The sequence below is a fragment of the Cyclobacterium qasimii M12-11B genome (genome assembly GCF_000427295.1).
Taxonomy (GTDB): domain Bacteria; phylum Bacteroidota; class Bacteroidia; order Cytophagales; family Cyclobacteriaceae; genus Cyclobacterium; species Cyclobacterium qasimii.
Genome location: NZ_ATNM01000172.1, coordinates 40,703 through 63,263, shown reverse-complemented (window position 1 = coordinate 63,263; position 22,561 = coordinate 40,703). Strand labels below are relative to the sequence as shown.

Genomic DNA, 22,561 nt, shown 5'->3' with positions numbered 1-22,561 from the left:
TAAATCTGAAATTCATGAACAAGTTATTTTATATCCTGTTGCTATTTATAGGCCAGGAAGTTTTAGCCCAATCACCTATTAAAGTTGCCTGTGTAGGCAATAGCATCACCCAAGGACCTGGGAGAGAAAACCCTGACAGCTACCCGCTTCAATTGCAGGATAAATTGGGTAAAAAGTACCATGTGATCAACTTTGGGGTTAGTGGACGTACCTTGTTAAAGAAAGGTGATCACCCTTATTGGGACGAGCCACAATTTGAAGCTGTGAAATCCTTTTCCCCTGATATTCTGGTCATCAAATTGGGCACCAATGATTCCAAGCCACAAAATTGGGAATACAAAGATGAATTCGTGGACAATTATGTGGAAATGATAGAGACCTTTAAAGCAAGTATGCCAGAAACCGGCAAAATTTATGTTTGCCTGCCAGTTCCGGTTTTCAAAACCAACTTTGACATTACGGAAGAGATAATAATCAATGAAATGACTCCTCTAATTCGCCAGGTAGCTGAAAAAACAGGCACCATACTTCTTGATCTCCACCAGCCAATGGAAAAATACGGAGAATTGTTTGCAGATGGCGTACACCCAAATAAAAAAGGGAACAAGATCATGGCAAAATTGGTAGCTAAAGCGATTCGATAAAGCCAAATTTTCCAGCCCGGGTATATCGGCACAATCCCTTTAAGCCTGTTCCCATTTATCAAGGAACAGGCTTAAATTTAAAAACCCCAGCTGATTGAAAAGGAAAGGTTTTCCGTCAAGACAAAGCAATTACAGCTAACATTATTAATGAAAATCAACAAGGTTTAAACCATATAGGACAAACCCGTGTTATATTAACTCATGCTCCATTACACCACTTATATTTTAAAGACAGATGCCCCTTGGGTCACTTTTGTACATGGTGCAGGAGGAAGTAGTGCTATTTGGTTTAAGCAGATCCGGGATTTCAAGAAGTCCTTTAATGTCTTGTTGGTGGATTTGCGGGGTCATGGTAAATCGAAAGACAAGGTTTACGAGAAATTAAAAAATTATACTTTTCCTGTTATTTCAGATGAAGTAATGGAGGTCTTAAATCATTTGAAGATCAAGGAATCTCATTTTATTGGTATTTCTTTAGGCACAATCATCATTCGTGAGATAACAGAGCGATATCCTGAACGGGTATCCAGCATGATTTTAGCTGGCGCCATTATGAAGCTAAATGTTCGGGGACAAGTACTGATGCGCATGGGCATTTTGTTGAAATCGGTTATTCCATACATTCTGCTTTACAAGCTTTTTGCATTTATAATAATGCCCAGAAAAAACCACAAGGCCTCTCGGTTTCTATTCGTAAAGGAGGCCAAAAAATTGTACCAAAAAGAATTTATTCGCTGGTTTAGTCTTGCCTCAAGGGTCAATCCACTACTTGACTTTTTCAGAATAAAAGAAACCAATATCCCTACCCTCTACTTGATGGGTGAGGAAGATTACATGTTTTTACCTACTATCACCAAACTGGTTAAAACCCACCAATCCGCAAAGCTTGAGGTAGTCCCTGAATGCGGTCATGTAGTTAATGTAGAAAATCCAGAAGCTTTCAATAGAATTTCCTTGAGGTTTTTAACGACCATTTAGCATCATTTGGCACGACCATTTTTTTTGGAATTTGACCAAAACAACTCTTTTTTATACCTTTCTATCTGCCAAGTATATTAACCCTATAGCAAATGCCAATTAAAGGAACTTATATAACCTTCTGTCTCAGTATTCTAATCTTTTTTTCTACCCCTTCATTGAAGGCTCAAGATAAAATAGATTTTGACATCACATTGGCGGGGTTCACCATAGGCGAGATGAAAGCCAACAAAGTTGTTAAGGGTGACACAACCATCTATTTACTTAAAAGCAATGTTAGTTTTTGGCTGTTCGGAACCATAAACGTGGATTACCATACAGAGGTAAAATACCATAATGGCGTTTTCATTAATTCGATAGTAAGTTCAAAAACCAATAGGGGTGACTTTATCTCAAAAATTTGGTTAGAAGGTGATCAGTATAAAATTGATGCAAATGGGTATAAATATGAAAATTCAGGCACGATCGCTGAGCCTATCTATCATAGTGCTGTCCGCCTATTTTTCGAAGAACCGCAGGGAGTTAGTGTAATGATTGCTGAAAACCTGGGGAAATTTTCAGAAATAAGGGTTCATGGTGAAGGCGTATACACCACCCATATAGAAGGGGATCAAAATAAATATTATTATCAAGATGGAAAAATGCTAAAAGTCAGTATGCACAATCCAATAAAGAATTATGAAGTAAGGCGACGAGACTTGCAGTCAAAATAGCCTAATTGGGTGGCACAATGGTATATTTAACGATAACCCAAAAATACGATGCTACTACGATCCCTTTTAATTGCTTTTTTCTTTTTAATACATGGTATTTCTTATGGCCAAGACCTGGATTTTTCAAATGCCATAATCGTCCCTCACGGCAATAGTGAGCGGCTGCAAAAATACGCCAACGTATTGCACGAGGAGCTGACAAAGCGGATAGATAAGCCATTCCCTATACAGAATAGTACGAAAATCAAACAGCCCTCTATCCTATTAACTCAATTCGGGGATATCCCAAGTCTTCCAAGGCAATGGAAGAAAATTCTTCAAGAGGTCGCATCAATGCCAGAGGAAGGGTTCAACGTCATTATTGATAACTCATCACCCCAACCAAGGGCCATAGTTATAGGCCAAGATGACAAAGGGCTATTGTTTGGAATTGGGCACCTACTTAGAAAAATGAATTGGTCACCCACCCAGCTTTTATTGACCAAGGCCATAGAAAAATCAACTTCACCAAAATCTGCAATTAGAGGCCATCAACTTGGTTACCGTCCCAAAACCAATGCTTATGATGCTTTTACAGTAGATCAGTTTGACCAATACATAAGAGAATTGGCACTTTTCGGAGCCAATAGCATAGAAATCATGCCTCCGCGAACGGACGATGATTTTACCTCACCTCATATGACTATTCCAGCAATAGACATGATCGGAGAGCAATCGCGTATTGCGGATGAGTTGGATCTGGATGTCTGGATGTGGTTTCCCAATATGGCCAAAGACTATGAAGACCCACAAACCAGAATCATAGAACTAACACAACGCAAAGATGTATTTGCTTCCATTCCAAGGTTGGACCATCTTTTTGTTCCCGGAGGAGACCCCGGAGACCTTGAACCGGACGTATTGTTTCATTGGCTTGAAGAAGTGGCAACCAAACTTCATAGATTTCACCCGAGCGCCAAAATATGGATTTCCCCTCAGGTGTTTAGGCCTACAAAGGCCTGGTTTGATCGTTTCTTTTATCACGTCAACCAAAAGTATGATTGGTTTGGAGGCGTTGTTTTCGGGCCTTGGGTTAAAATACCTTTACCAGAATTAAGACAATTAACTGATGCTTCAATCCCTATACGCAGGTATCCAGACATCACCCATAACCTGAGCTCTCAATACCCTATCCCAGAATGGGATTTGGCCATGGCGATGACCTTGGGAAGAGAATCCATTAATCCCCGTCCAATGGATCAAAAAATCATTCACAATTCTCTGGCCCAATATGCCAATGGAAGCTTGAGCTATTCTGAAGGCACCAATGACGATGTGAACAAATTTATATGGACCGACCAGGAATGGAATCCTGAAACAGAAGTGACCGAAACGCTTAGAGACTATGCACGATTTTTCTTTGGGCCGGATTGGGTAGATGCGGCAGCTAATGGTTTTTTAGCAGAGGAGAAAAACCTTCAGGGGCCACTGCTCACTAATACTGGTATTCAGCAAACGCTGGCACAGTGGCAGGACATGGAAAAAAGGGCTGATGCCAAGTTAATGAAGAATTTCAGGTTTCAGATGGGCTTGATCCGAGCTTATTTCGATGCTTACATTCAGCAAAAACTGCTTTTTGAAACCCAACAAGAACAAAAAGCGCAAAATGTACTTCAAAGAGCCGAAACAGAAGGAAGCCTGAACAGTATAAATAAGGCCATTGCCCTATTGAATGAACAAATGGCAGATCCCTATATTGCTCAGTTAAAACAAAGGTGTCTGGAATTGGCCGATGCACTGTTCAATAGTATTGGCGCCCAACTCACTGTAACGCCTCATGGGGCCGCATCCGGCAGAGGTAATTTCATAGACAACCTTGATGTGGTACTCAATGATGCGCCATGGCTTTTGGCCAATCTTAATGAAATCAAGAAAGACACCGATGAGAAGCAAAGACTAGAAAAAATAGCGCAATTGCTTAACCGTACCAATCCTGGACCAAGAGGTTTTTATGACAATTTCGGGCAAGGGAAAAGTTGGGATAGGGTCTTAAAGCCAAAAGAATGGAGTCAAGATCCAGGAGGTCTATATGGTCCTAGGGCTAGTTTCGGTGTAGGATTGAGAGGCGAAGAATGGGTTCATGAAATCCAAGCAGTAGGTTTCGGAGGGACTGCTACCCCACTGGCCTGGATGAATCAAGTAACGACCCTTTATGACACGCCCCTGATCATCAATTATGACCAGCTTAACCCAGAAGTCTCTTACACAATAAAGATCGCTTATACTGGAAGATTTAGGGCTAATATGAAATTAACCACTGACGATGGCCACATCATCCATGATTTCATTAGAACCGGAGTAAAGCCTTTGTATGAATTTGAACTTCCCGCAAGTACCTACTCAGATGGTAAATTGGTTCTCCAATGGACTTGCGGAGAAGGCGAAAGAGGTGCTCAGGTCGCAGAAATATGGATTATTCCAAAGCCTTGATACTTACTAGAAACAAATTAAATCTCCAATAAATAACCTCATAATACCAGCAAGGAATTTGCTAACTTGAAGAAATGTAGAGATAGCCAGGACCCTTGATTTTGCACTACAAAACAAAATAACCCATTGAACATTAAATAAATAGGGTTAAATTATAATGTGTTTTGTAAAAGCATGTGTATCAAGATCCATTTTTTATGGTTTCCAACCAAAAAAATATACTGTCTATTTTTACCTGGTGACACTCGCACTTGCGGTACCCAAAATACTGTTTACCCTGCGGCCAGAAATTAACTTGTTTACTGAGGAAGCTCAATACTGGGTATGGTCACAGCATTTAGCATGGCATTATTATTCTAAACCAGCCTTAGTAGCGGTTCTGAATTTTTTAAGCACTTCTTTGATCGGCAATACAGAGATCGCCATTCGTATCAATGCAATACTTTGTGGGATAGGAATGGCATGGGTCACCTATTTATTTGGCACTTATCTATACTCCCGAAAAATAGGCTTCTGGTCTGCATTAGTCTTACAGTCCATGCCTTCTTGGTGGTTAGCCACAACATTTCATACTACAGATTCCTCTCTCTCCTTTTTTTGGATTTTAAGTATATATCTTGCTTATAGGGGAATTAAGGAAGAGAAAAGTTTTTGGTGGGTATATGCAGGTATTGCTACAGTTTTTGGACTCATGACGAAGTATGTGATGCTACTCATATTCCCTGTACTACTTTTGTACTTACTGTACACCAAAAAATGGAAAACGCATCAAGCAAATTTTTTGATGTTTGTTCTCATAAGTGCTTTGGGTTTCGTTCCCGCATTTATTTGGAACTGGCAAAATGATTTTGAAACCTTGAGGCATTTATTGGCCCTAACCGGTGCTGAAGGGGTCAGTTCCAAGTCATTTTCAATTACTACTACCAGCAAAAGTTTTTTTGAATATTTAAAAGGGCAATTGGCAATTGTTTCCTTGTTCCTGGTCCCTGCATGGTTGGCTACATTCCTGCATGTCTATAAAAACAAAAGTGCTGCTTTGGTTTATCTTATTCTTCCGGGGATTATTGCTTTTCTCTTTTTCGGCTGTTTAAGTTTCTTTAAGGAGGCAATGGTAAATTGGCCCGCTTTTGCCTACACGGGATTTGCAATTGCATTGGCACGTTGGATGGTGGCGCAAAGCAGGCTTTGGAAAACCATCAGCTATGGTGGGATTTATTTAAGTATTGCGCTACCCATCATTTTCATTTTACCAGATTATACTGGGATTAAGTCAAGTGAGACAGTACGGAAAAGAGAGCAAATGATTGTCAAAAGATTGCTAGGACATGAACAGTTGGCAAAAAGAATTGATTATCTGAAAGACAGCCTTGGTATTAGCGATGAATTCTTTTTTTCTGACTCCTACCATACCGCTTCAGAACTCTCCTTTTATCTATCGGGAAACCCACAAACCTACGTTTTGAATATGGGGTCCAGAAAAAATCAGTTCAATTTCTGGAGTGGAATGGAGCAATTTTTAGGGCATCAAAACACAGGGGTTTTTGTTAGCTGGAACTACAATACGATGGAAAATAAAGCCATCTTTCAATCATTGATCTATGAAGAGACTTTTGTTTCAAAATTTCATGATATCCCTAAGCGGGATGTAAGAATTCAAGTGTGGTCTAATTTAATGGAATACAAACCTGCTTTACTCTCTACTTACTAAATCAAATTGGCCATTAATGATGGACTATGGATATAGTATATAAGGTTTTTTTCATAAAATATTTAACGCTTAAGAGAAGATTTTATAACCTATTCGATTTCAATTGATTTTAGTAAACAAGGATTAATTTATCAGCATTTTTTAAAAAAATTAATGTAATTAGCCCGAATAATTTGCAATTAGCTTAATTTCAACTACTTAAATTGATTTTTTTCAACCATTAACCACAAATAAACTGGGTTTTTATAAGCGCAAAATACAAATAACTGTATTTAGCCGATTTTAACACTTATATTATTGTATTTTATACAATTAAAAAATCTTTGTAAACTTTTATTGCTATATACTTTTATATTAATTGGTATTGCACATTATTCTTTAGTACATTTAACATATAGAAAATATGAAAACGGTGTGAGGAGAGAAGTGAAGTTGGACACCGTAGCGGAAGTTGGTTATTTTTTAATGTAGGGTTTGTCCAGGGTTTTATGATAAATAAAACCCTGGCATTTTTTTTTCAGTAAAACTCAAATAATAAAGCCACCCTGAGCTCCATCTTAATTTTCGTGAAATTCAAACCGATTATCTAAAAACGAAACCTGAGTTTATCTGATTAAAAAAATAGCCTTAAGTCTAAATATTTGGTATTACTGTCAAATAATAATTAGAAATTAAGGTGGGAAAATCAACTTTTATTACAATCACGTTATTACTTATTTCGAGTTTATATTTCAACAGCACCCAAGCAATTTGCTTTCAGGAACCTGCTCAGGGTTACGTTTTTCTTGATGACAATGCAAATGGGATAATGGACAATTCCGAAAAAGGATTAGCCAAAATCAAGGTGTCTAATGGCGAGCAAGTAGTTTTCACCAATGACGATGGTTATTGGGAGCTACCATTAATAGTAGAAAATGCCATTTTCGTAATTAAGCCCTCAGGATATAAAACGGGCTTAAGTGAATATCACCTACCTCAATATTATTATTTGCATTACCCGGAAGGTTCTCCAACCTTAAATATTCCCGGGATACCTCCTTCCGGACCACTGCCTTCTTACATTAACTTCCCTCTTTATAAACAAGATGAACCTGACAAATTCAGCATGTTATTGTTCGCAGATACCCAGGCAAGAGGAATTAAAGAGGTGAATTATATTAGCCATGACATCATCGAGGAATGTATCGGATCTGAGGCAGCTTTTGGCATTACCTTGGGAGATATTGTGGCGGATGACCCTGCCCTGTTTAAGGAGATTAGTGAAAGTACAGCCCAAATAGGTATTCCTTGGTTTTATGTATTTGGAAACCATGACCATAATAGAGATCTAACCAATGACCAACAGAGAGATGATACCTTTAAGCGTTTTTTTGGTCCCAGCACTTATGCATTTGAATATGCACAGGTTTCTTTTATTGTGATAAGAGATATTCATTATGAACCCAACGGAAAATACGTTTCTTCTTACACAGAGCAGCAGTTAAGTTTCGTTAGTAATTATTTAAAAGGACTGCCTATTGATAAAAGAGTGGTCATTTTACAACATGCCCCTATCACCCGAACAATAGGTAGAGAGTCGCTCTTCAGGCTAATAGAGCACAGGCCCTATACCCTTTCATTTTCGGGCCATACCCACACATTAAACCATGTTTTCTTGAATCAGGAGAATGGATGGAATGGAGATAGCCCACACCATCACTTTATCAATGCCACTGTAAGTGGCAGTTGGTGGGTAGGCCTGAAAGACGAAACTGGGATCCCACACGCCACCATGAATGATGGAGCACCCAATGGTTACAGTATTGTAAATTTTGACAAAAGCGACTACTCCATTCGTTTTAAAGCAGCCAGAAGACCTGCTAATTACCAGATGAATATTCATCTTCAAGACGATATATTGGCCGATAGTTTACTTAACACACAAGTTTTGGTTAATGTCTTTGCAGGGTCAGAGCGGTCTATTGTTAAAATGAGAATAAGCGGATTTTCCGAATGGATACCTATGGAATACGCACCACAAGTTGACCCTTTAAATCAATGGATGCACAGTCTGAGTCCATTTCTTGACCTCAAACTTTCTAATGGGAAAAACACTGAGGAGGCATTGGGCTGGAAGATGGATCCTGCTCGCAGGTCTACACACATCTGGGCAGCAAAGATGCCATCTAATCTTCTTCCAGGAACCTATCACCTGGAGGTACATTCAAAGGATATGTTTGGCCAAGAAGATATTGGAAAAAGGGTTTTCAGAATTAGGTAAAGTTTAAATGATAAACTCCGTCAATATGGCCAAAACGGATGCCAAAAGAATAATCAGCAATTTATGCAATTGAAAGTGATGTTGTGGTGAACTTTCAAAAAAGATGATTGTGGATATATGCAAAAACCCTCCTGCTACCAAGCCAAATAAAATATCAAGCGTTCCCCTTCCTATCAGGGACCGGTCAAAAAGAAAATCAGTAGAAAGCATTCCCAGTGGGGATGCGAGTGCAAATAAAACCAACAATAGAACGGTACTGGTTTTATTTAAACGAGTCAACAATACCGCAGCCAATGCAAAGGCCTCAGGCATTTTATGCATGATCATCCCCATTAGTAAGGTTTCACTTCCATGGTGATGCCCAGTGAGCATGGGCTGCTTTGAAAGCAAGGTCCCCTCTAAAAAAGCATGTAAAAACAAACCAATCATTAAGGTCCAAACAGTGTTTCCTGCACTATGCCCAGAGTGGTCATGAATATGTCCGTGCTCAATTCCAGAAGACATAAAATCCAATACCTGCTGCAATAAGAATCCAAGTAAAATATACAAGCCCATAAAGTAAGCCGATTCTTTATTGGCAAATAGTTCAGGAAAAATATGCAGTATCGTAATTGCAAAGAGGTAAGCCCCAGCAAATATTAGCGCCAGTTTGAAACTTTTCTCATTCCATCCTGGTACCATTATGGCAAGCAATCCTGCACCCAAGGCAGCAAAAAACAGTAAAAGAATAGACAACATATATAGGTAGGGTTATTTGGGTTCTTCGGCAGCAACAGAAGTCAAAAATGGAGCGAGACCATCACTGACATAGGATTGAATTTGACCTTGATCATCATTAAATATAAGAAAGATCTCTATACCTTCCACCGATTTTTGGATTTCCTTAGCCTGTTCCATTCCCAATACCATAAAGGCGGTAGCATAGGCATCAGCTAGTATACAGTTTTCTGCTACCACCGTAGCACTCAACAAACGATGTACTACAGGATAACCAGTAAATGGACTGATGGTATGCGAATATTTTACACTGTCTTTAATATAAAAGTTGCGGTAATTACCAGAAGTAGCTAAGCCTTTATTTTCAAGAGCAACTATACTGTAAATTTCATTGGCTAGTCCTTCTTCACCTGGTTGCGACACTCCCACTTTCCAAAGCTCACCTTTCTCATTTACACCATTCCCTTTTAATTCACCACCAATCTCCACAAGATAATTTTGAATGCCTTGCTCATTTAAAAACTGAGCAACGACATCTACCCCGTATCCTTTGGCAATGGCACTAAAATCCAGGTAAACATCCGTTTCGGACTTTCTGACTCCTTTTTCATCAAAAACAATGTTCTCAAACCCTACGCGCTCCAACAATTGTTTAACCCCAAGGCTGTCTTGCAATGAAGGACCATCAGGCCCAAAGCCCCAAGCATTGACCAAAGGACCAATGGTGGGATCAAAAGCCCCGTTAGTAAGGGTGAAAACTTCTTTACTGGTTTTCAGCACAGGATAAAAATACTCGGATTCAAAAACCAATGAATCGTATTTGTTTAACCTACTTAATTCTGAATCTGAAATATAGGTCGAAAGCGCCTGGTTGAAATTAACCAGAATAGAATCAATGTCTTTCTTAAAATTTCTCCCACCTGGGTCAAGGTAAACTACCCTGTAGGTAGTCCCCATGGTTTTACCACTAAAAACCGTTTTTTGGTTGTCAGAGATAGGTGAAGCAACAGTTTCTTTGTTTTGCCGATAAAGGTAAACCATAAACACCACTAACAGTAACAAAATGCTGTAGATGATATTTTTCTTGGCTGATTTTTGCATAAAACAATGCCAGTTTTAATTTCCCCAAAGTTAATTCTATTTTTTCAATTGCCCATTGTTTTTAGGTATTTCCATGGCTCAGTGATTGGTTGGAAAGCAGTGAAAACCTGCAAAGCTGCTATGAATTTTCTATCTTTGTAACACATAGAAGGTTCATATGAGAGAAGATTATCTGCGAGGTGACCAGGAAAGCTTTAGCACTGGAGATAAGGAAATAGAAAAAGCACTGAGGCCCTTAAGTTTTGATGATTTCACAGGTCAGAAAAAGACCGTGGAAAACATCAAGATTTTTGTTATGGCCGCAAAAAAAGGAATGAATCATTGGACCATGTGTTGCTTCATGGCCCTCCCGGATTGGGCAAAACTACCTTAAGTCATATCATAGCCAATGAGCTGGAGTCCACTTTAAAGATAACTTCCGGCCCGGTTTTAGACAAACCTTCTGATCTAGCAGGGCTACTCACTAATTTGGAGGAGGGAGATGTTTTATTTATTGATGAAATCCATCGTTTAAATCCAATAGTGGAAGAATACCTGTATTCCGCAATGGAAGATTTCCGGATTGACATCATGTTGGATTCGGGCCCCAATGCACGAACAGTTCAAATAAACTTAAACCCTTTTACACTTGTAGGCGCGACTACCAGGTCAGGGCTACTAACCTCTCCCTTGCGGGCACGTTTCGGAATCAATGCAAGGCTTGAATATTACGATGCCAAATTACTCTGCACAATCGTCAAAAGGTCTGCCGCCATATTGGGCACCCCATTGGACAATGAGGCCGCTTTTGAAATTGCCCGAAGAAGCCGCGGAACGCCAAGAATTGCAAATAACCTACTCAGAAGAACCAGGGATTTTGCCGAAATAAAAGGCAACGGTCGCATTACCCTTGACATTGCCCAGATAGCCCTGGATGCTTTGGAGGTAGACAGCAATGGTCTGGACGAAATGGACAATAGAATATTACTTACCATCATCAATAAATTTGCTGGCGGGCCAGTAGGAATATCTACCATAGCCACGGCCTGCGGTGAGGAAGCAGAAACAATTGAAGAAGTTTACGAACCATTTTTAATTAAGGAAGGATATCTCAAAAGAACCAGCAGGGGGCGTACAGCTACGGAATTGGCCTATAAACACCTTAAAATAAAGCCAAACTTAGGCGGAGCATCAGGTAATTTATTTGACAGCTAAAATCCTTAAATATCAATTAATTTCAGCAATTTTTGAAAACCCTGGCCGAGCATACACAAATTGTCAAAAGCACAGCATCAAGACTGGGCTTTGACTATTGTGGCATTGCTGAGGCTACTTTTCTAGAAGAGGATGCACCTAAATTAGAGCGTTGGCTGAATAATAATTATCATGGTAAGATGGCTTATATGGCCAACCACTTTGACAAAAGATTAGATCCAAGGAAATTGGTAGAAGGCGCTAAATCTGTCATCAGCTTAATGTACAACTATTACCCCCAACAAGAGCAGTTGAAAGATGAGGATGCACTCAAAATCGCAAAATATGCTTATGGAGAAGATTATCACTTTGTCATTAAAGATAAACTAAAAGAATTTTTAGAGTGCTTAAAGGAAGAAATCGGTGAAGTCGATGGTAGAGTCTTTGTAGACAGCGCCCCCGTAATGGAAAGGCAATGGGCACAAAAATCAGGGCTGGGTTGGAAAGGAAAAAATAGTCTATTGCTCAACAAAACTTCGGGAAGCTTCTTTTTCCTGGCAGAGCTGATCATTGATTTGCCTTTGGTCTATGACAGTCCAACAACCAAGGATTATTGCGGCACTTGCACCCGATGCATAGACGCCTGTCCAACAGACGCTATCCTTCAAGACAATGTAATTGATGGGTCTAAATGTATTTCTTACCTCACCATAGAGTTAAAGGATGCTATTCCGGAGGATTTCAAAGGAAAAATGAAAAATTGGGTTTTTGGCTGTGACATATGTCAGGACGTGTGTCCGTGGAACCGATTTTCTAAACCACACAAAGAAGAAGCATTTCTTCCCAATGCTGATTTAGAGAAATCAGCATGGGAAGAAATGACAAAAGAAACATTCAATAAAGTATTTAAGCGATCAGCCTTAAAAAGAACCAAATGGGAAGGCTTTCAAAGGAACATTTCCTTTGTAAAAAAGTAAGTGAACTTGCTTAAAATTCAACATCTGTAAACACACCTTCTGTTACATTAATTTCAAAACCATCCTCCTCATCATATGCGAGGAAAGAAAACTCTCCAGATATACGCTCATTTTCCTTGTCAAGCTTAGTTATTTTTACATTGATTGTTCCTATAAATAAGGTCAATCCTCCGAATTCTGTAGTTCCTCCACCCAGGGAAGCTTTTGCTACAACTCCTGTGGCACCCGTTGGATTACCGCTTGAAACACTTTCTTCTGTTATGCCCACAAACTCGTCCCCAACCATCAATGATGAATAATTATCACCTTGAAGTGACAAAGTGATGGTTGTTAAATGGGTGTTGCCAAAATCCAAGCCTGAAATTGTTAATTCATATACATCACCTGTTAAATCCAAATCTCCATCCACATCATCCAATTGGATCAGGGTATTGTCTGACTCAACAGCCATGAAAGTATCTCCATTGATTTTTGCTGACATAATTTCTGTATCTGGATCGTCATCCATGTCGTCGTCATCGTCATCAATTATGTCAGAAAGGTTACAACTACTTACAAACAATGTCAATAGGGCAAATAGTAGGTAATGGTAATTTTTTAGATTTTTCATAATATTCTAATGGTAGGATACACAATAATAAAGCATCTAATCCTAAAATGAGGGAAGTTTCTAAAAAAAATTAATTAAATAACAAAAAATTAATATATAAATATGATACCGATGAATAGTACTTATTCTACATAACGTATCATATTATTACAAATTAAAGCGTGATTTTATAACTTGATCGAAGATAAAATTGACTTTATTTTAATTCTTTTTTTCATTGACCTAATCATTATATAATATCCCTTCGGGCACATCAAGTGTTTCATCTACTACAAAGGCATATCAAACGATAGAAGATTCACATTAAACAAAGTCTATCTTCCTAGCCAATTTTAGTGACTTTCACATTCATGTTTTCAAATCTAAAGTTCCAGGAAATTAATTATCACCCCAATTGACAGAACCTCTACTTACCGTTGATCAATCTCCATTCGGTAAGTCTTAGAACAGTATTTTTGTGCAACATTAACAAATTCAAAAGAAGTTTTAAAGATGAAATATTTAACCCAACAATCATTAATCAGGTCGATACAAGCTAGCCTTCAATACCATGCAAGCCCGTAGAATGAAATCCAAAAATAATCTTATTTCAATAAATACAAAACGAAACCAGGTTCAAGCATAATAAGCTTTTCTGACTTCTCTACAACTTTTAATCCCGGTCCAAAAAATCTTGATTGAAAGCCGTTTGTAAACCCTAATATTGTTTTTTTATACAGGCATCAAATTAATCAGGGAAATTCCAACTACCATAAAATAGAAGCAAATAGACCGATAATTAACAAATTATTCACCTTTAAAATTGCTTAAGATTAGACTTATCTTAATAAAGAAAATACTTAAAATCTCCTTTTGAAACCGTTCTTTTCATAACAATTAATAATGAAAATCAGATTATCCAACCTGGATTTTCCCAATGATAATTCGTGCCTACAGTAAAAACTGACAGCCAATAAAGTAAAGTGAAAAGAGAAACATTGAGGTCCTCAATCCGGGTCTTTATTCATATTTTTTAAAATATAGCGTCGAATACTAACCTGATTAACAACAATTAAATTTCCAAATATTGCCCACTTAATCTGACAAAAAAGTCATCGATTAACCCTCCTCAAAAATGTTCATCATTGTAACATCGCATCATTGGTTACAGCGTAAATCAATATTATTAACAATTAAATGGCTTCACAAACAGAATAACTAACTTTCATTTAATAATAATTTCGAAAATAATTTTAGATTTATTCTGCTATATATTCCACTAAACAGCATTCACTATTTATATAGGGAATTTAAATTACTTGAACATAACATGTAATTGACGAACTCAAAATATTCTAATTTTTTACTTATATAATATTAAAAATCTAAAAACCTAAGAATGAACTACTTTAATATTTCTCAAAGGAGGTTTATTATTTAGATTTTTTAATATCTTTATAAACCAAACTTTAATAAATCTATACTATGAAAAAACTTATCGCATTCATTGTTCCATTTCTAATTACTGGAATCTCCTTTGGAGAAGAGATCAAACCTGATGTTTTGGACTTCAATTCAGCACTTATTGAAGCTCAATTTTCAGAACTTGACCAACTGGAAGAGTACGTACTTTCAAATGAGGGAATCACCCTTAAAGAAGTCGTTGCTAATTCCAATGCATTTGATGTTAATTTAGATGCCAACATGTTAAATAACTTTGCCGTAAATGCAGGAGATCACCCTGTAGCTGGTATCCCTTCCTTTCTTTGGGGTTGTGTATTGGGTCCTATCGGTATAGCAATCGTACATTTTGATGCTGAAGACAAAGATCAAACAAGAAAAGCAATTTGGGGTTGTGTAGCTTTAGGTGGTGTTTATGCTCTTTTAGTTGCTGCTTCATATATATTTGCATTCTCTGCTTATCCATTTTAATTAATAGTCTTCTGAAAAAACCTATACTAATACTACTGATATTAACACTGTTGCCCGGAATAAATTTTGGGCAACAGTTTTTTAGGATAAGTGCGGATTTTTCTATCAAGGAAAAAATCTCTGATGGAACGTCCAAATTAATTATTGGAAAGGTATTTTACGACCTTTCGGCGGAGAAAATAATCTATGATATATCCTTTCCAGAACCAGAAACATGGGTACTTCAGGATACTACCCTCTATAGGTTTCAGTCCAACGAACTGCTAAGTGAAACATCCTCATTTATTATCCCTAATTCCTCATTCTTCCACTACACCTTATCAGGACAACTCGCTGATTTTGGTCTAAAAAATAGTGGCTATACCATCATTGACGTAGAAAAAAAGAAAATCAGATTCTGACCACATGGGAACCAAAAGAGGATAGGGTTAAATCACTAATGGGTAAAGTAATAATGTCTAACTTGGATAAAAAATTACAAGCCATTGCTTTTTACAATCCTAACAATGATTTGTTGAGCAAACAATTCTATAAAAACTATATCAATGTTTCGGGTTGTGAAATCCCGACAGAGATCACCCAAATAAATTACCATGACCAGGGGCAAAATTACCAAGTCACCTCCTACAAGAATGTGGTTATAAACGAAAAAGGAAATGAAATTATTTACGATTACAAGCTTCCTGATTTGTAGCTTAATTGGAGTTACCTTCGCTCAATCTAAAAGTGAGGTTCTTGACTACAAGGACTTGCTATCTGAAAAGAAGGAAGAAGTTCATTACCAAGCTGCTGAGGAAAACAAGAATGAAATTGAATCTGTTTTCTCAGGGCTATTTATGGTATACAAAAATTTCATCTCATCTCAAGATGGTTCAAATTGTGTGTTTTACCCTTCCTGTTCTGAATATGGTCTTTTGGCTGTGAAAAAATACGGTGTATTGATGGGTACTGCAAATACGATGGATAGATTAACAAGGTGCAATGGTTTGAGCCCCGAAAAGTATTCCTGGACAGAGGACAGAACCTTAATGATAGATGAATTGAAATGAAGTATTTCCTTGCAGTAGTATTACTGCCCCTTTTTGGCTTGTCAGGATTTAGTCAGAACTTATATGATTTCGAAAATTCAGCAGCATTTGCAAATTACCTGAGACAAACTAATCAGTTTGACTTGGCCATACCTGAGTATGAAAGACTCGTTTTTATGAAACCAGGTGATTTATCCCTTCAAAAAAACCTACTGGCCGTTTACTGGGAAGCAGATTTATGGGATGTGGGGATTAACCGTGCGTCGAGCCTTTATCCTAACGAAAACCAACTACCTGGCGAATTGGCATTCGAATACCTTGCCCTTTTGTTTAAGAACCAGCAGTTCAACAAAGCCATCGATTTCTCAGAAAACAACACTAACCTGAAAGAAAGCGAACGCTTCTTCTATTCAGGAACTACTTATGCTATAAATTACGAATGGAAACCTGCCTATGAAGCTTACAGCCATTTAGAAGGAAGCAATTTTCAATCTGCCCAAGAGTACATTACCATTACCAGGCAGGCCCTCGATGAAAAAGAAAAAGCCCAGGTCTCGCAGCCGTTATGTCCACAATTGTACCAGGTTCAGGCAAACTATACACCGGAGACTGGAAAGATGGCTTGGTAGCACTTCTCTTTGTTGGCTCAACTGCATGGCAAGCGCAAAGAGCCTTTCAACGGCAGGGAGTAAAAAGTGTTAGAGGCTGGATCTTTGGATCCATCTCCTTAGGCTTTCATGTAGGGAATATTTTTGGATCGCATAAGTCTGCAAAATTGATTAATCTTAAAAAAGATGAATTCCATCAAAATAAAATCGAGCATCTATTTTATTCTAATTTTTAACTTTAGTTGTTTAATTTCAGTAATAAGCCAGGCACAAACCGTTAGTCAAACCTTCGATTACGGATTGAACCTTATGGAATTAAACAGGCCTAAGGAAGCGATTGCTGCATTTCAGCGTGTCCTTTTCTTTGGAGATGAAGATTTTCAAAAAAAGGTCTTTCCTAATATCGCAGAATGTTACTTTTTACTAGAAGATTACGCGACAGCTTCGAGGTATTTTGACCTTGCCTATTTCTCGGCAAGCACCGATACTACCAAAACAAATTATACTTTCAAAAAGATCGAAAGCCTGGTTCGAGAAAAGTCATTCCTCTTCGCCAAGGTTGAGTTATTGAATTTGCCGGATAATCTTCCTCCCACTTTATCAAACAAAAAACTGCTTTATTCTGGCATTATTCATTACGGACTGGGTGAATACGATGAATCAAAAGCCAGCTTTTTGCAGATCGTATCGGAAGAAACTCCGCAAATGACAATTATAGCAGCCTTCTCTAAACTGGAAAAAGTAGCAAAAATAAGCCCTAAGAAAGCACGTATAATGAGTATGATTGTCCCAGGTTTAGGACAATTTTACGCTGGAGATGTAAGGAATGGCATAAATTCGTTGGTACTCAACGGCTCCTTTGCCTACTTGACCTTGCAGACAATGTTTAACTACTCTATCTGGGACGCTGCTATTTCTATTTTGCCTTGGTACCAAAGATACCATATGGGCGGGTACCTAAGAGCTGAAGAAGCCGCCTATGAGAAAATCAGAAGAGAAACTGGGGAAATTTTTCAAGAAATTATCGTTACTGTTGCCTCAGCTCAACCAACAAGCCAAAAAACACCAACTCAATCTGCCACCCTGAATAAATAGGCTAAGGAAAATTCCAGCTGCGTAAAATTGAGATCAAAAATTCTTTCCTGAGCTTCTGGATTTCCAAATTCATAGGAATACCTAACTTCACCTTGGATAGTATGCTTACCAAATAATTTGGACAAGCCTACACCAGCTGTAAGTCCATACATGATTTTTCTTGGGGTATCACTTTCCTGTCCATAGGTAGGGATAACCAAGTCGCCTTCTATAACCCTTTCAACATCGTCGGTCTTTAATAGATAGCCAAGGTGTGGCCCTATTTTAATATGAAACCTTCCAGAATTTCCTAAATAAAAATTGGACAGTACAGGTACTTTTAAATAAGTAAACCTGGTCTCATTCCCCATATTAATAGAGTCAGACGCGGCATATCCCGTAGTTAAAAACTGGAACTCAACCTGAGCTCCCGCATGTTTCTCAAAAAATTGTTCAATTACCAAGGAGTAACTCGGGGCATTAAAACCAGTGACATCTCTAGGATAAGTTCCCAGAGATGTCCTGTAATTTGCACTTGATTGGGTAAACCCTGCTTTCAAACCAATACTCGTCTGGGCAAATAAATTGCCTACAGTCATAAAGGATGTAAGAAGTAAAAATAAATAAGCAGACTTCATAGGTCATCAAATGGTCTCATTAACACAAATTAATAGGAGCATTTACCTATTTTTTCTTCTCTTCTTTATTGCCCTCTCTGTCCCTCAATTTCTTATCATCCACATTCTTGTTCAAAAACGCATTGATCTTATCAATAGAAAATGAGCTTGAAATTTCTCCAAATGAATTAATATTCATTTTAAAACCTTCCAATTCCTCATTGACTTTTGGTATATCTTTCTTTTTTGAATTCTTAGCCATGACTCCAGGGTTTAAAGTAAACTTTACATATAATAATTAAGCAACAGTTATATTCTTTAACGCAAAATTAATTCTAATGATCAGTTCTTCCTTACCTAATATTTCGAAAATCTGCATAAGATCCGGTCCTGCCCCTACTCCCGTAATGGCAAGCCTTACTGCTTGCATTATTTTGCCTAATTTTATTTCCTTCTCGTCTGCAGTTTCACCCAGCATAGTTCTGGACATGTCTGCAGTAAGTGTAGCCGTCAAACTACCTAATTTTTCTTCAAAAGCAGTCAAAACTGTAACCACATCCTGATTCCACTTTTTGTTCACTATTTGTTGGTCAAACTCCTTGGGAGCAAATACCATAAAGCGTCCTTCTTTCCAAAGATCAGATGGGAAAGTCGCTCTCTCTTTCATCAGAGATACAATTTTCTCCGCTTTCTCCGGACTTATTGTTACATCTTCTTTTGCAAGGTCTGATGCTAAATAGCCAGAAAGCTCTGTGTTGCTCTTATTTCTCAGGTACTGTTCATTGTACCACTTGGCTTTATTGATATCAAATTTTGTACCTGATTTACCAATTCGCTCAATTGAAAAAGTTTCGATTAACTCATCAATAGTGAACATCTCACGCTGATCTCCTGGATTCCAGCCCAAAAAGGCAAGGAAATTCAGGAATGCATCAGGCAAATAACCAGCTTCCTTAAAACCATCTACCAATTCACCGTTTTCAGGATTGGTCCAGTTAAGAGGAAAAATTGGGAATCCATGCTTGTCTGCATCTCTTTTAGACAATTTACCATTGCCATCAGGCTTCAGTAATAAAGGAAGATGCGCAAATTGAGGCATTGTATCTTCCCAACCTAAAAACTTATAAAGCAATACATGAAGTGGAGCAGATGGAAGCCATTCTTCTCCCCTAATCACATGTGTGATGCCCATCAAATGATCATCTACAATATTTGCAAGGTGATAAGTAGGCATTCCGTCGGATTTCATCAGAACCTTGTCATCCAAAGAATTGGAATGAACCATTACCCAGCCACGAACCAAATCGTTTAACCTTACTTCTTCCTTTCTTGGGATTTTGATACGTATTACATACGGTTCACCTGAATCCAAACGCTCCTTCACCTCATCAGATGGGAGGGTTAAGGAATTTTTCATTTGGGTTCTGGTGATAGAATTGTACTGTGGGGAAACCACCCTGGCAGCGGTGAGACGTTTTCTCATCTCATCAAGTTCTTCAGAGGTATCAAATGCATAATAGGCATGCCCTTGGTCCAAAAGGTATTGGGCATACTCCATGTACATTGATTTCCTTTCGGACTGGCGATAAGGGCCTACCTCTCCAGGACTCCAGGGACTTTCATCGGGTTCAATACCTATCCACTCCAAAGATTTTTTGATGTAATCTTCTGCGCCAGGCACATACCTGTTTTGATCAGTATCTTCAATCCTTAACAAAAATTTTCCACCATGTTTTTTGGCAAAAAGATAATTGTACAATGCAGTTCTTACACCGCCTATATGTAAAGCTCCAGTTGGTGACGGAGCAAATCTAACGCGTACTTCCTTACTCATAAAACAGCAATCAATTTCAATTTAAGAGGGCAAAGATAATCAATAATTAACGAAATCGCCTGAATCTACCTCAAAGTATTGTCATTGTGCCTTAATACCTAAACTATAAAACGTCGCTTGCTGTTTAATAAGCCAATCATGGCAAAAACTCCAATAAATAACGACCCCTCCCAAAAGGAAATGTTTCGCCTTCTGAAAATTTTCGGCTTTACTTCTCTGGGTTTGGTCCTTATTCTTTCTTTCTTCGATGGTCACAGGGCCAATAATTCTGGAGAAGACCCCACTTTTACAACAAAAGATGCGGGCCTGCTGTTTTTTTACAATGTCAGAAGAATAGACTATCAAATCAAACGCTTACCTGAAGCCAAAATAGAAATTTATACCAACACTTCTTTCGACAGAGACAGCACCAAAAACACGCTACAGTTAGATCTAATTCTCAATAAAAACAAACAAACTGCCTTTCTCTATTTAAAACCCCTAGGAAAATTCACCGATCTCAAGACCTTAAGATTAAGAAATGGGCAGCTACCATTCCAAGACTCCTTAATACTTAGATCTGGGGCTGCTGACAGACACTTGCACCTGGCAGCTGCAAAAAAAATTGCCGGATGGCTCCAGAAAAAAGAGGCTATCTTAGAAGTCTATACAGACGAAAAATGGCTAAACTTATATTCAGAAAAAAAGCAGAAGGAAGCATTTATTGATACCCTAAATGATTTTCTTAAAATCACAGCAAATAAATAGGTGTAGGGATAGACATAAAATTAGCTATAAAACGTTCGAAATGTAACCAAACAGCTAATGCGTTTCGTAATCCCATTGGGAATGGCTACTTTTTTTATTAACTTATATCAATGTGCAATAGGATTTATTGGCTTTTCCCATCAGGTATAACAATCTTTAGAAACCAGCCAGAAGAAAATGGAAATAGCAATAATTGACTGAATTTGCACAGCGCTTCGAATCAGCACGCAATAGAAAAGCTACTGCGTATTTCGCTTAAAAGAATTAAATGACCCAAAAATAATCTAGTTATGGAATTAAAAAGGATTGACAATCTTTGGCATTTCTTTGCAACTCAAAATCAACTTTTTCTAAAAAAGAAATCGATAATAAGGTATTATATGTATTTGCAAAAAATAAAATCAAGCTCGTGCATTCATTTAATCCCCGCTTTACAGCACAATCCAGTTTAAGTATAAGTCCGGAATCGTTTGAGATGGCAGTAGAAACTTATGCCGCAAGCAAAAAGAGGTTTGGACTTCCTGCTGCTATAAATATGCAACAACGCGTATTTTTCCCAAAAGAATTGCTTAAGCTCACTTCCCGATTTTCTCTTATTGTGGAGAAGGACCGCTTTAAAAATCTTCGGGTTACACTGGAACCCTTTGCCCCCAAAAACATCAAAGAAACCAGTTCTCCCATTAACCTGATCAGCGAAACGCTTTGGTCCTTCAGGTACTTCTCCAATACAGTCAAAAACTAGAATCTATTTTCTATTTGCATTAAAATTAAAAAAGCTGGTTTTTATCAAAGTATCCTTTTTAAATTTGGCCATGAATAATCCCTCAAGTACAAATGAATTCCCAATGTTCACCATGTCAAATAGAGGCATATTGCTCTTAAGTGGGATCTATACCGCTGCTTGGGCTGCTCTTTTCAAATGGTTCGGCCCCCAATTGTTTTCATGGCTATCAATGCAGATTGATTTTGAGACAAATATGCCAACAGGCTTTTATGGGATCGTTGGTATAATTTCAGGAATCATTATTTTATTGTCTGCCTTTTATCCCATAAGCTGGATTTACCTTACCGCCATTGGACTGTTTGGGAAACTTGTTAGTATCCTTACCTTCCTCCTTCTTTATATGCCAGATTTAGAATGGAACAAACGGATCGCTTTCCACCTTTTCTTTAATGAAACCCTTTGTATACTACTTGTAAGTGTAATGTTGTGGAAGGCATGGCAGGTAAAAAAGTACCTAAAAACATTACCAGAATAATCAGAACTCCTTGATACATGGTTTAGTTTTTATTCAATTCCCCTAAAACTCCAAGCGCTGCTTTACGGGATTAACCTTGGCAGACTAAAAATCAAAATTTAGCACTTTCAAAAATACCCCTATAGACAAAAAA

The 22,561-nt window shown here is 38.0% G+C and carries 22 protein-coding genes and 1 pseudogene; 17 read left to right on the top strand and 6 right to left on the bottom strand.

Annotation, left to right across the window (positions count from 1 at the left end; translation table 11 throughout):
* The first annotated feature begins 14 nt into the window (after positions 1 to 14).
* From ADICYQ_RS21605 to ADICYQ_RS21580, 6 genes are all read left to right on the top strand, one after another.
* Complete coding sequence (locus tag ADICYQ_RS21605) at positions 15 to 644, top strand: GDSL-type esterase/lipase family protein (protein WP_020891985.1); 630 nt, start codon at positions 15 to 17, stop codon at positions 642 to 644.
* A gap of 201 nt (positions 645 to 845) precedes the next feature.
* Positions 846 to 1,622, top strand: coding sequence for an alpha/beta fold hydrolase (locus ADICYQ_RS21600; RefSeq protein WP_020891984.1), 777 nt, complete (start codon positions 846 to 848; stop codon positions 1,620 to 1,622).
* Between the two features lie 92 nt (positions 1,623 to 1,714).
* A complete protein-coding gene (locus ADICYQ_RS21595) occupies positions 1,715 to 2,335 on the top strand; it encodes a DUF6134 family protein (protein ID WP_020891983.1) in 621 nt (206 codons plus the stop codon).
* Positions 2,336 to 2,383: 48 nt separating this feature from the next.
* Positions 2,384 to 4,804: a hypothetical protein gene (locus ADICYQ_RS21590; RefSeq protein ID WP_020891982.1), complete on the top strand. Its 2,421-nt coding sequence runs from the start codon at positions 2,384 to 2,386 to the stop codon at positions 4,802 to 4,804.
* 157 nt (positions 4,805 to 4,961) lie between these two features.
* Positions 4,962 to 6,512, top strand: a complete 1,551-nt coding sequence (locus tag ADICYQ_RS21585; RefSeq protein ID WP_020891981.1) for an ArnT family glycosyltransferase — start codon at positions 4,962 to 4,964, stop codon at positions 6,510 to 6,512.
* 676 nt (positions 6,513 to 7,188) lie between these two features.
* The gene (locus tag ADICYQ_RS21580; RefSeq protein WP_020891980.1) at positions 7,189 to 8,772 is read left to right on the top strand and encodes a calcineurin-like phosphoesterase C-terminal domain-containing protein; all 1,584 of its coding nucleotides are present in this window, start codon (positions 7,189 to 7,191) and stop codon (positions 8,770 to 8,772) included.
* A 3-nt stretch (positions 8,773 to 8,775) separates the two neighbouring features.
* Here ADICYQ_RS21580 and ADICYQ_RS21575 read toward each other — a convergent pair whose 3' ends face one another.
* Entirely contained in the window at positions 8,776 to 9,510 is a 735-nt protein-coding gene (locus ADICYQ_RS21575) for a ZIP family metal transporter (RefSeq protein WP_020891979.1), read from the bottom strand.
* A 12-nt stretch (positions 9,511 to 9,522) separates the two neighbouring features.
* Positions 9,523 to 10,590, bottom strand: coding sequence for an FAD:protein FMN transferase (locus tag ADICYQ_RS21570; RefSeq protein WP_020891978.1), 1,068 nt, complete (start codon positions 10,588 to 10,590; stop codon positions 9,523 to 9,525).
* 157 nt (positions 10,591 to 10,747) lie between these two features.
* Here ADICYQ_RS21570 and ruvB point away from each other — a divergent pair.
* Positions 10,748 to 11,784 (top strand): annotated as a pseudogene (ruvB, locus tag ADICYQ_RS21565) (Holliday junction branch migration DNA helicase RuvB).
* A gap of 32 nt (positions 11,785 to 11,816) precedes the next feature.
* A complete protein-coding gene (gene queG / locus ADICYQ_RS21560) occupies positions 11,817 to 12,740 on the top strand; it encodes a tRNA epoxyqueuosine(34) reductase QueG (RefSeq protein WP_020891974.1) in 924 nt (307 codons plus the stop codon).
* Between the two features lie 10 nt (positions 12,741 to 12,750).
* On the opposite strand, the gene ADICYQ_RS21555 is transcribed toward queG, so the two are convergent.
* Complete coding sequence (locus ADICYQ_RS21555) at positions 12,751 to 13,350, bottom strand: DUF6252 domain-containing protein (protein WP_020891973.1); 600 nt, start codon at positions 13,348 to 13,350, stop codon at positions 12,751 to 12,753.
* Between the two features lie 1,464 nt (positions 13,351 to 14,814).
* Here ADICYQ_RS21555 and ADICYQ_RS21550 point away from each other — a divergent pair.
* The 6 genes from ADICYQ_RS21550 (at position 14,815) to ADICYQ_RS21520 (ending at position 17,992) form a co-directional block, all read left to right on the top strand.
* Positions 14,815 to 15,261 carry a hypothetical protein gene (locus tag ADICYQ_RS21550; protein ID WP_020891972.1) on the top strand — a complete coding sequence of 149 codons (447 nt, stop codon included), beginning with the start codon at positions 14,815 to 14,817 and terminating at the stop codon, positions 15,259 to 15,261.
* Positions 15,262 to 15,311: 50 nt separating this feature from the next.
* A complete protein-coding gene (locus tag ADICYQ_RS21545; protein WP_020891971.1) occupies positions 15,312 to 15,662 on the top strand; it encodes a hypothetical protein in 351 nt (116 codons plus the stop codon).
* Positions 15,663 to 15,700: 38 nt separating this feature from the next.
* Positions 15,701 to 15,955 (top strand): hypothetical protein, encoded by a 255-nt coding sequence (locus ADICYQ_RS21540; RefSeq protein ID WP_020891970.1) that lies wholly within the window; start codon positions 15,701 to 15,703, stop codon positions 15,953 to 15,955.
* The gene (yidD, locus tag ADICYQ_RS26335) at positions 15,918 to 16,310 is read left to right on the top strand and encodes a membrane protein insertion efficiency factor YidD (protein ID WP_051160318.1); all 393 of its coding nucleotides are present in this window, start codon (positions 15,918 to 15,920) and stop codon (positions 16,308 to 16,310) included. The genes ADICYQ_RS21540 and yidD overlap by 38 nt, the downstream gene beginning before the upstream one ends.
* Entirely contained in the window at positions 16,307 to 16,918 is a 612-nt protein-coding gene (locus ADICYQ_RS21530) for a hypothetical protein (RefSeq protein WP_020891968.1), read from the top strand. The genes yidD and ADICYQ_RS21530 overlap by 4 nt, the downstream gene beginning before the upstream one ends.
* Positions 16,919 to 17,083: 165 nt before the next feature.
* Complete coding sequence (locus ADICYQ_RS21520; protein WP_161625623.1) at positions 17,084 to 17,992, top strand: tetratricopeptide repeat protein; 909 nt, start codon at positions 17,084 to 17,086, stop codon at positions 17,990 to 17,992.
* Here ADICYQ_RS21520 and ADICYQ_RS21515 read toward each other — a convergent pair.
* From ADICYQ_RS21515 to gltX, 3 genes are read right to left on the bottom strand one after another with little or no spacing between them, the layout of a single operon-like run.
* Positions 17,968 to 18,609 carry a porin family protein gene (locus tag ADICYQ_RS21515; RefSeq protein WP_040417520.1) on the bottom strand — a complete coding sequence of 214 codons (642 nt, stop codon included), beginning with the start codon at positions 18,607 to 18,609 and terminating at the stop codon, positions 17,968 to 17,970. The genes ADICYQ_RS21520 and ADICYQ_RS21515 overlap by 25 nt on opposite strands.
* 46 nt (positions 18,610 to 18,655) lie before the next feature.
* Positions 18,656 to 18,850, bottom strand: coding sequence for a hypothetical protein (locus ADICYQ_RS21510; protein WP_020891964.1), 195 nt, complete (start codon positions 18,848 to 18,850; stop codon positions 18,656 to 18,658).
* A 36-nt stretch (positions 18,851 to 18,886) separates the two neighbouring features.
* Positions 18,887 to 20,422 (bottom strand): glutamate--tRNA ligase, encoded by a 1,536-nt coding sequence (gene gltX, locus ADICYQ_RS21505; RefSeq protein ID WP_020891963.1) that lies wholly within the window; start codon positions 20,420 to 20,422, stop codon positions 18,887 to 18,889.
* Between the two features lie 138 nt (positions 20,423 to 20,560).
* On the opposite strand from gltX, the gene ADICYQ_RS21500 reads away from it, so the two are divergent.
* The 3 genes from ADICYQ_RS21500 to ADICYQ_RS21490 all read left to right on the top strand — a co-directional run bounded on the left by ADICYQ_RS21500 (position 20,561) and on the right by ADICYQ_RS21490 (position 22,428).
* Entirely contained in the window at positions 20,561 to 21,169 is a 609-nt protein-coding gene (locus tag ADICYQ_RS21500; RefSeq protein WP_020891962.1) for a hypothetical protein, read from the top strand.
* Positions 21,170 to 21,578: 409 nt separating this feature from the next.
* On the top strand, positions 21,579 to 21,911 hold the full coding sequence (locus ADICYQ_RS21495) for a hypothetical protein (RefSeq protein ID WP_152520512.1): 333 nt from the start codon (positions 21,579 to 21,581) through the stop codon (positions 21,909 to 21,911).
* Between the two features lie 70 nt (positions 21,912 to 21,981).
* Complete coding sequence (locus ADICYQ_RS21490) at positions 21,982 to 22,428, top strand: hypothetical protein (RefSeq protein ID WP_040417516.1); 447 nt, start codon at positions 21,982 to 21,984, stop codon at positions 22,426 to 22,428.
* Positions 22,429 to 22,561: the final 133 nt, after the last annotated feature.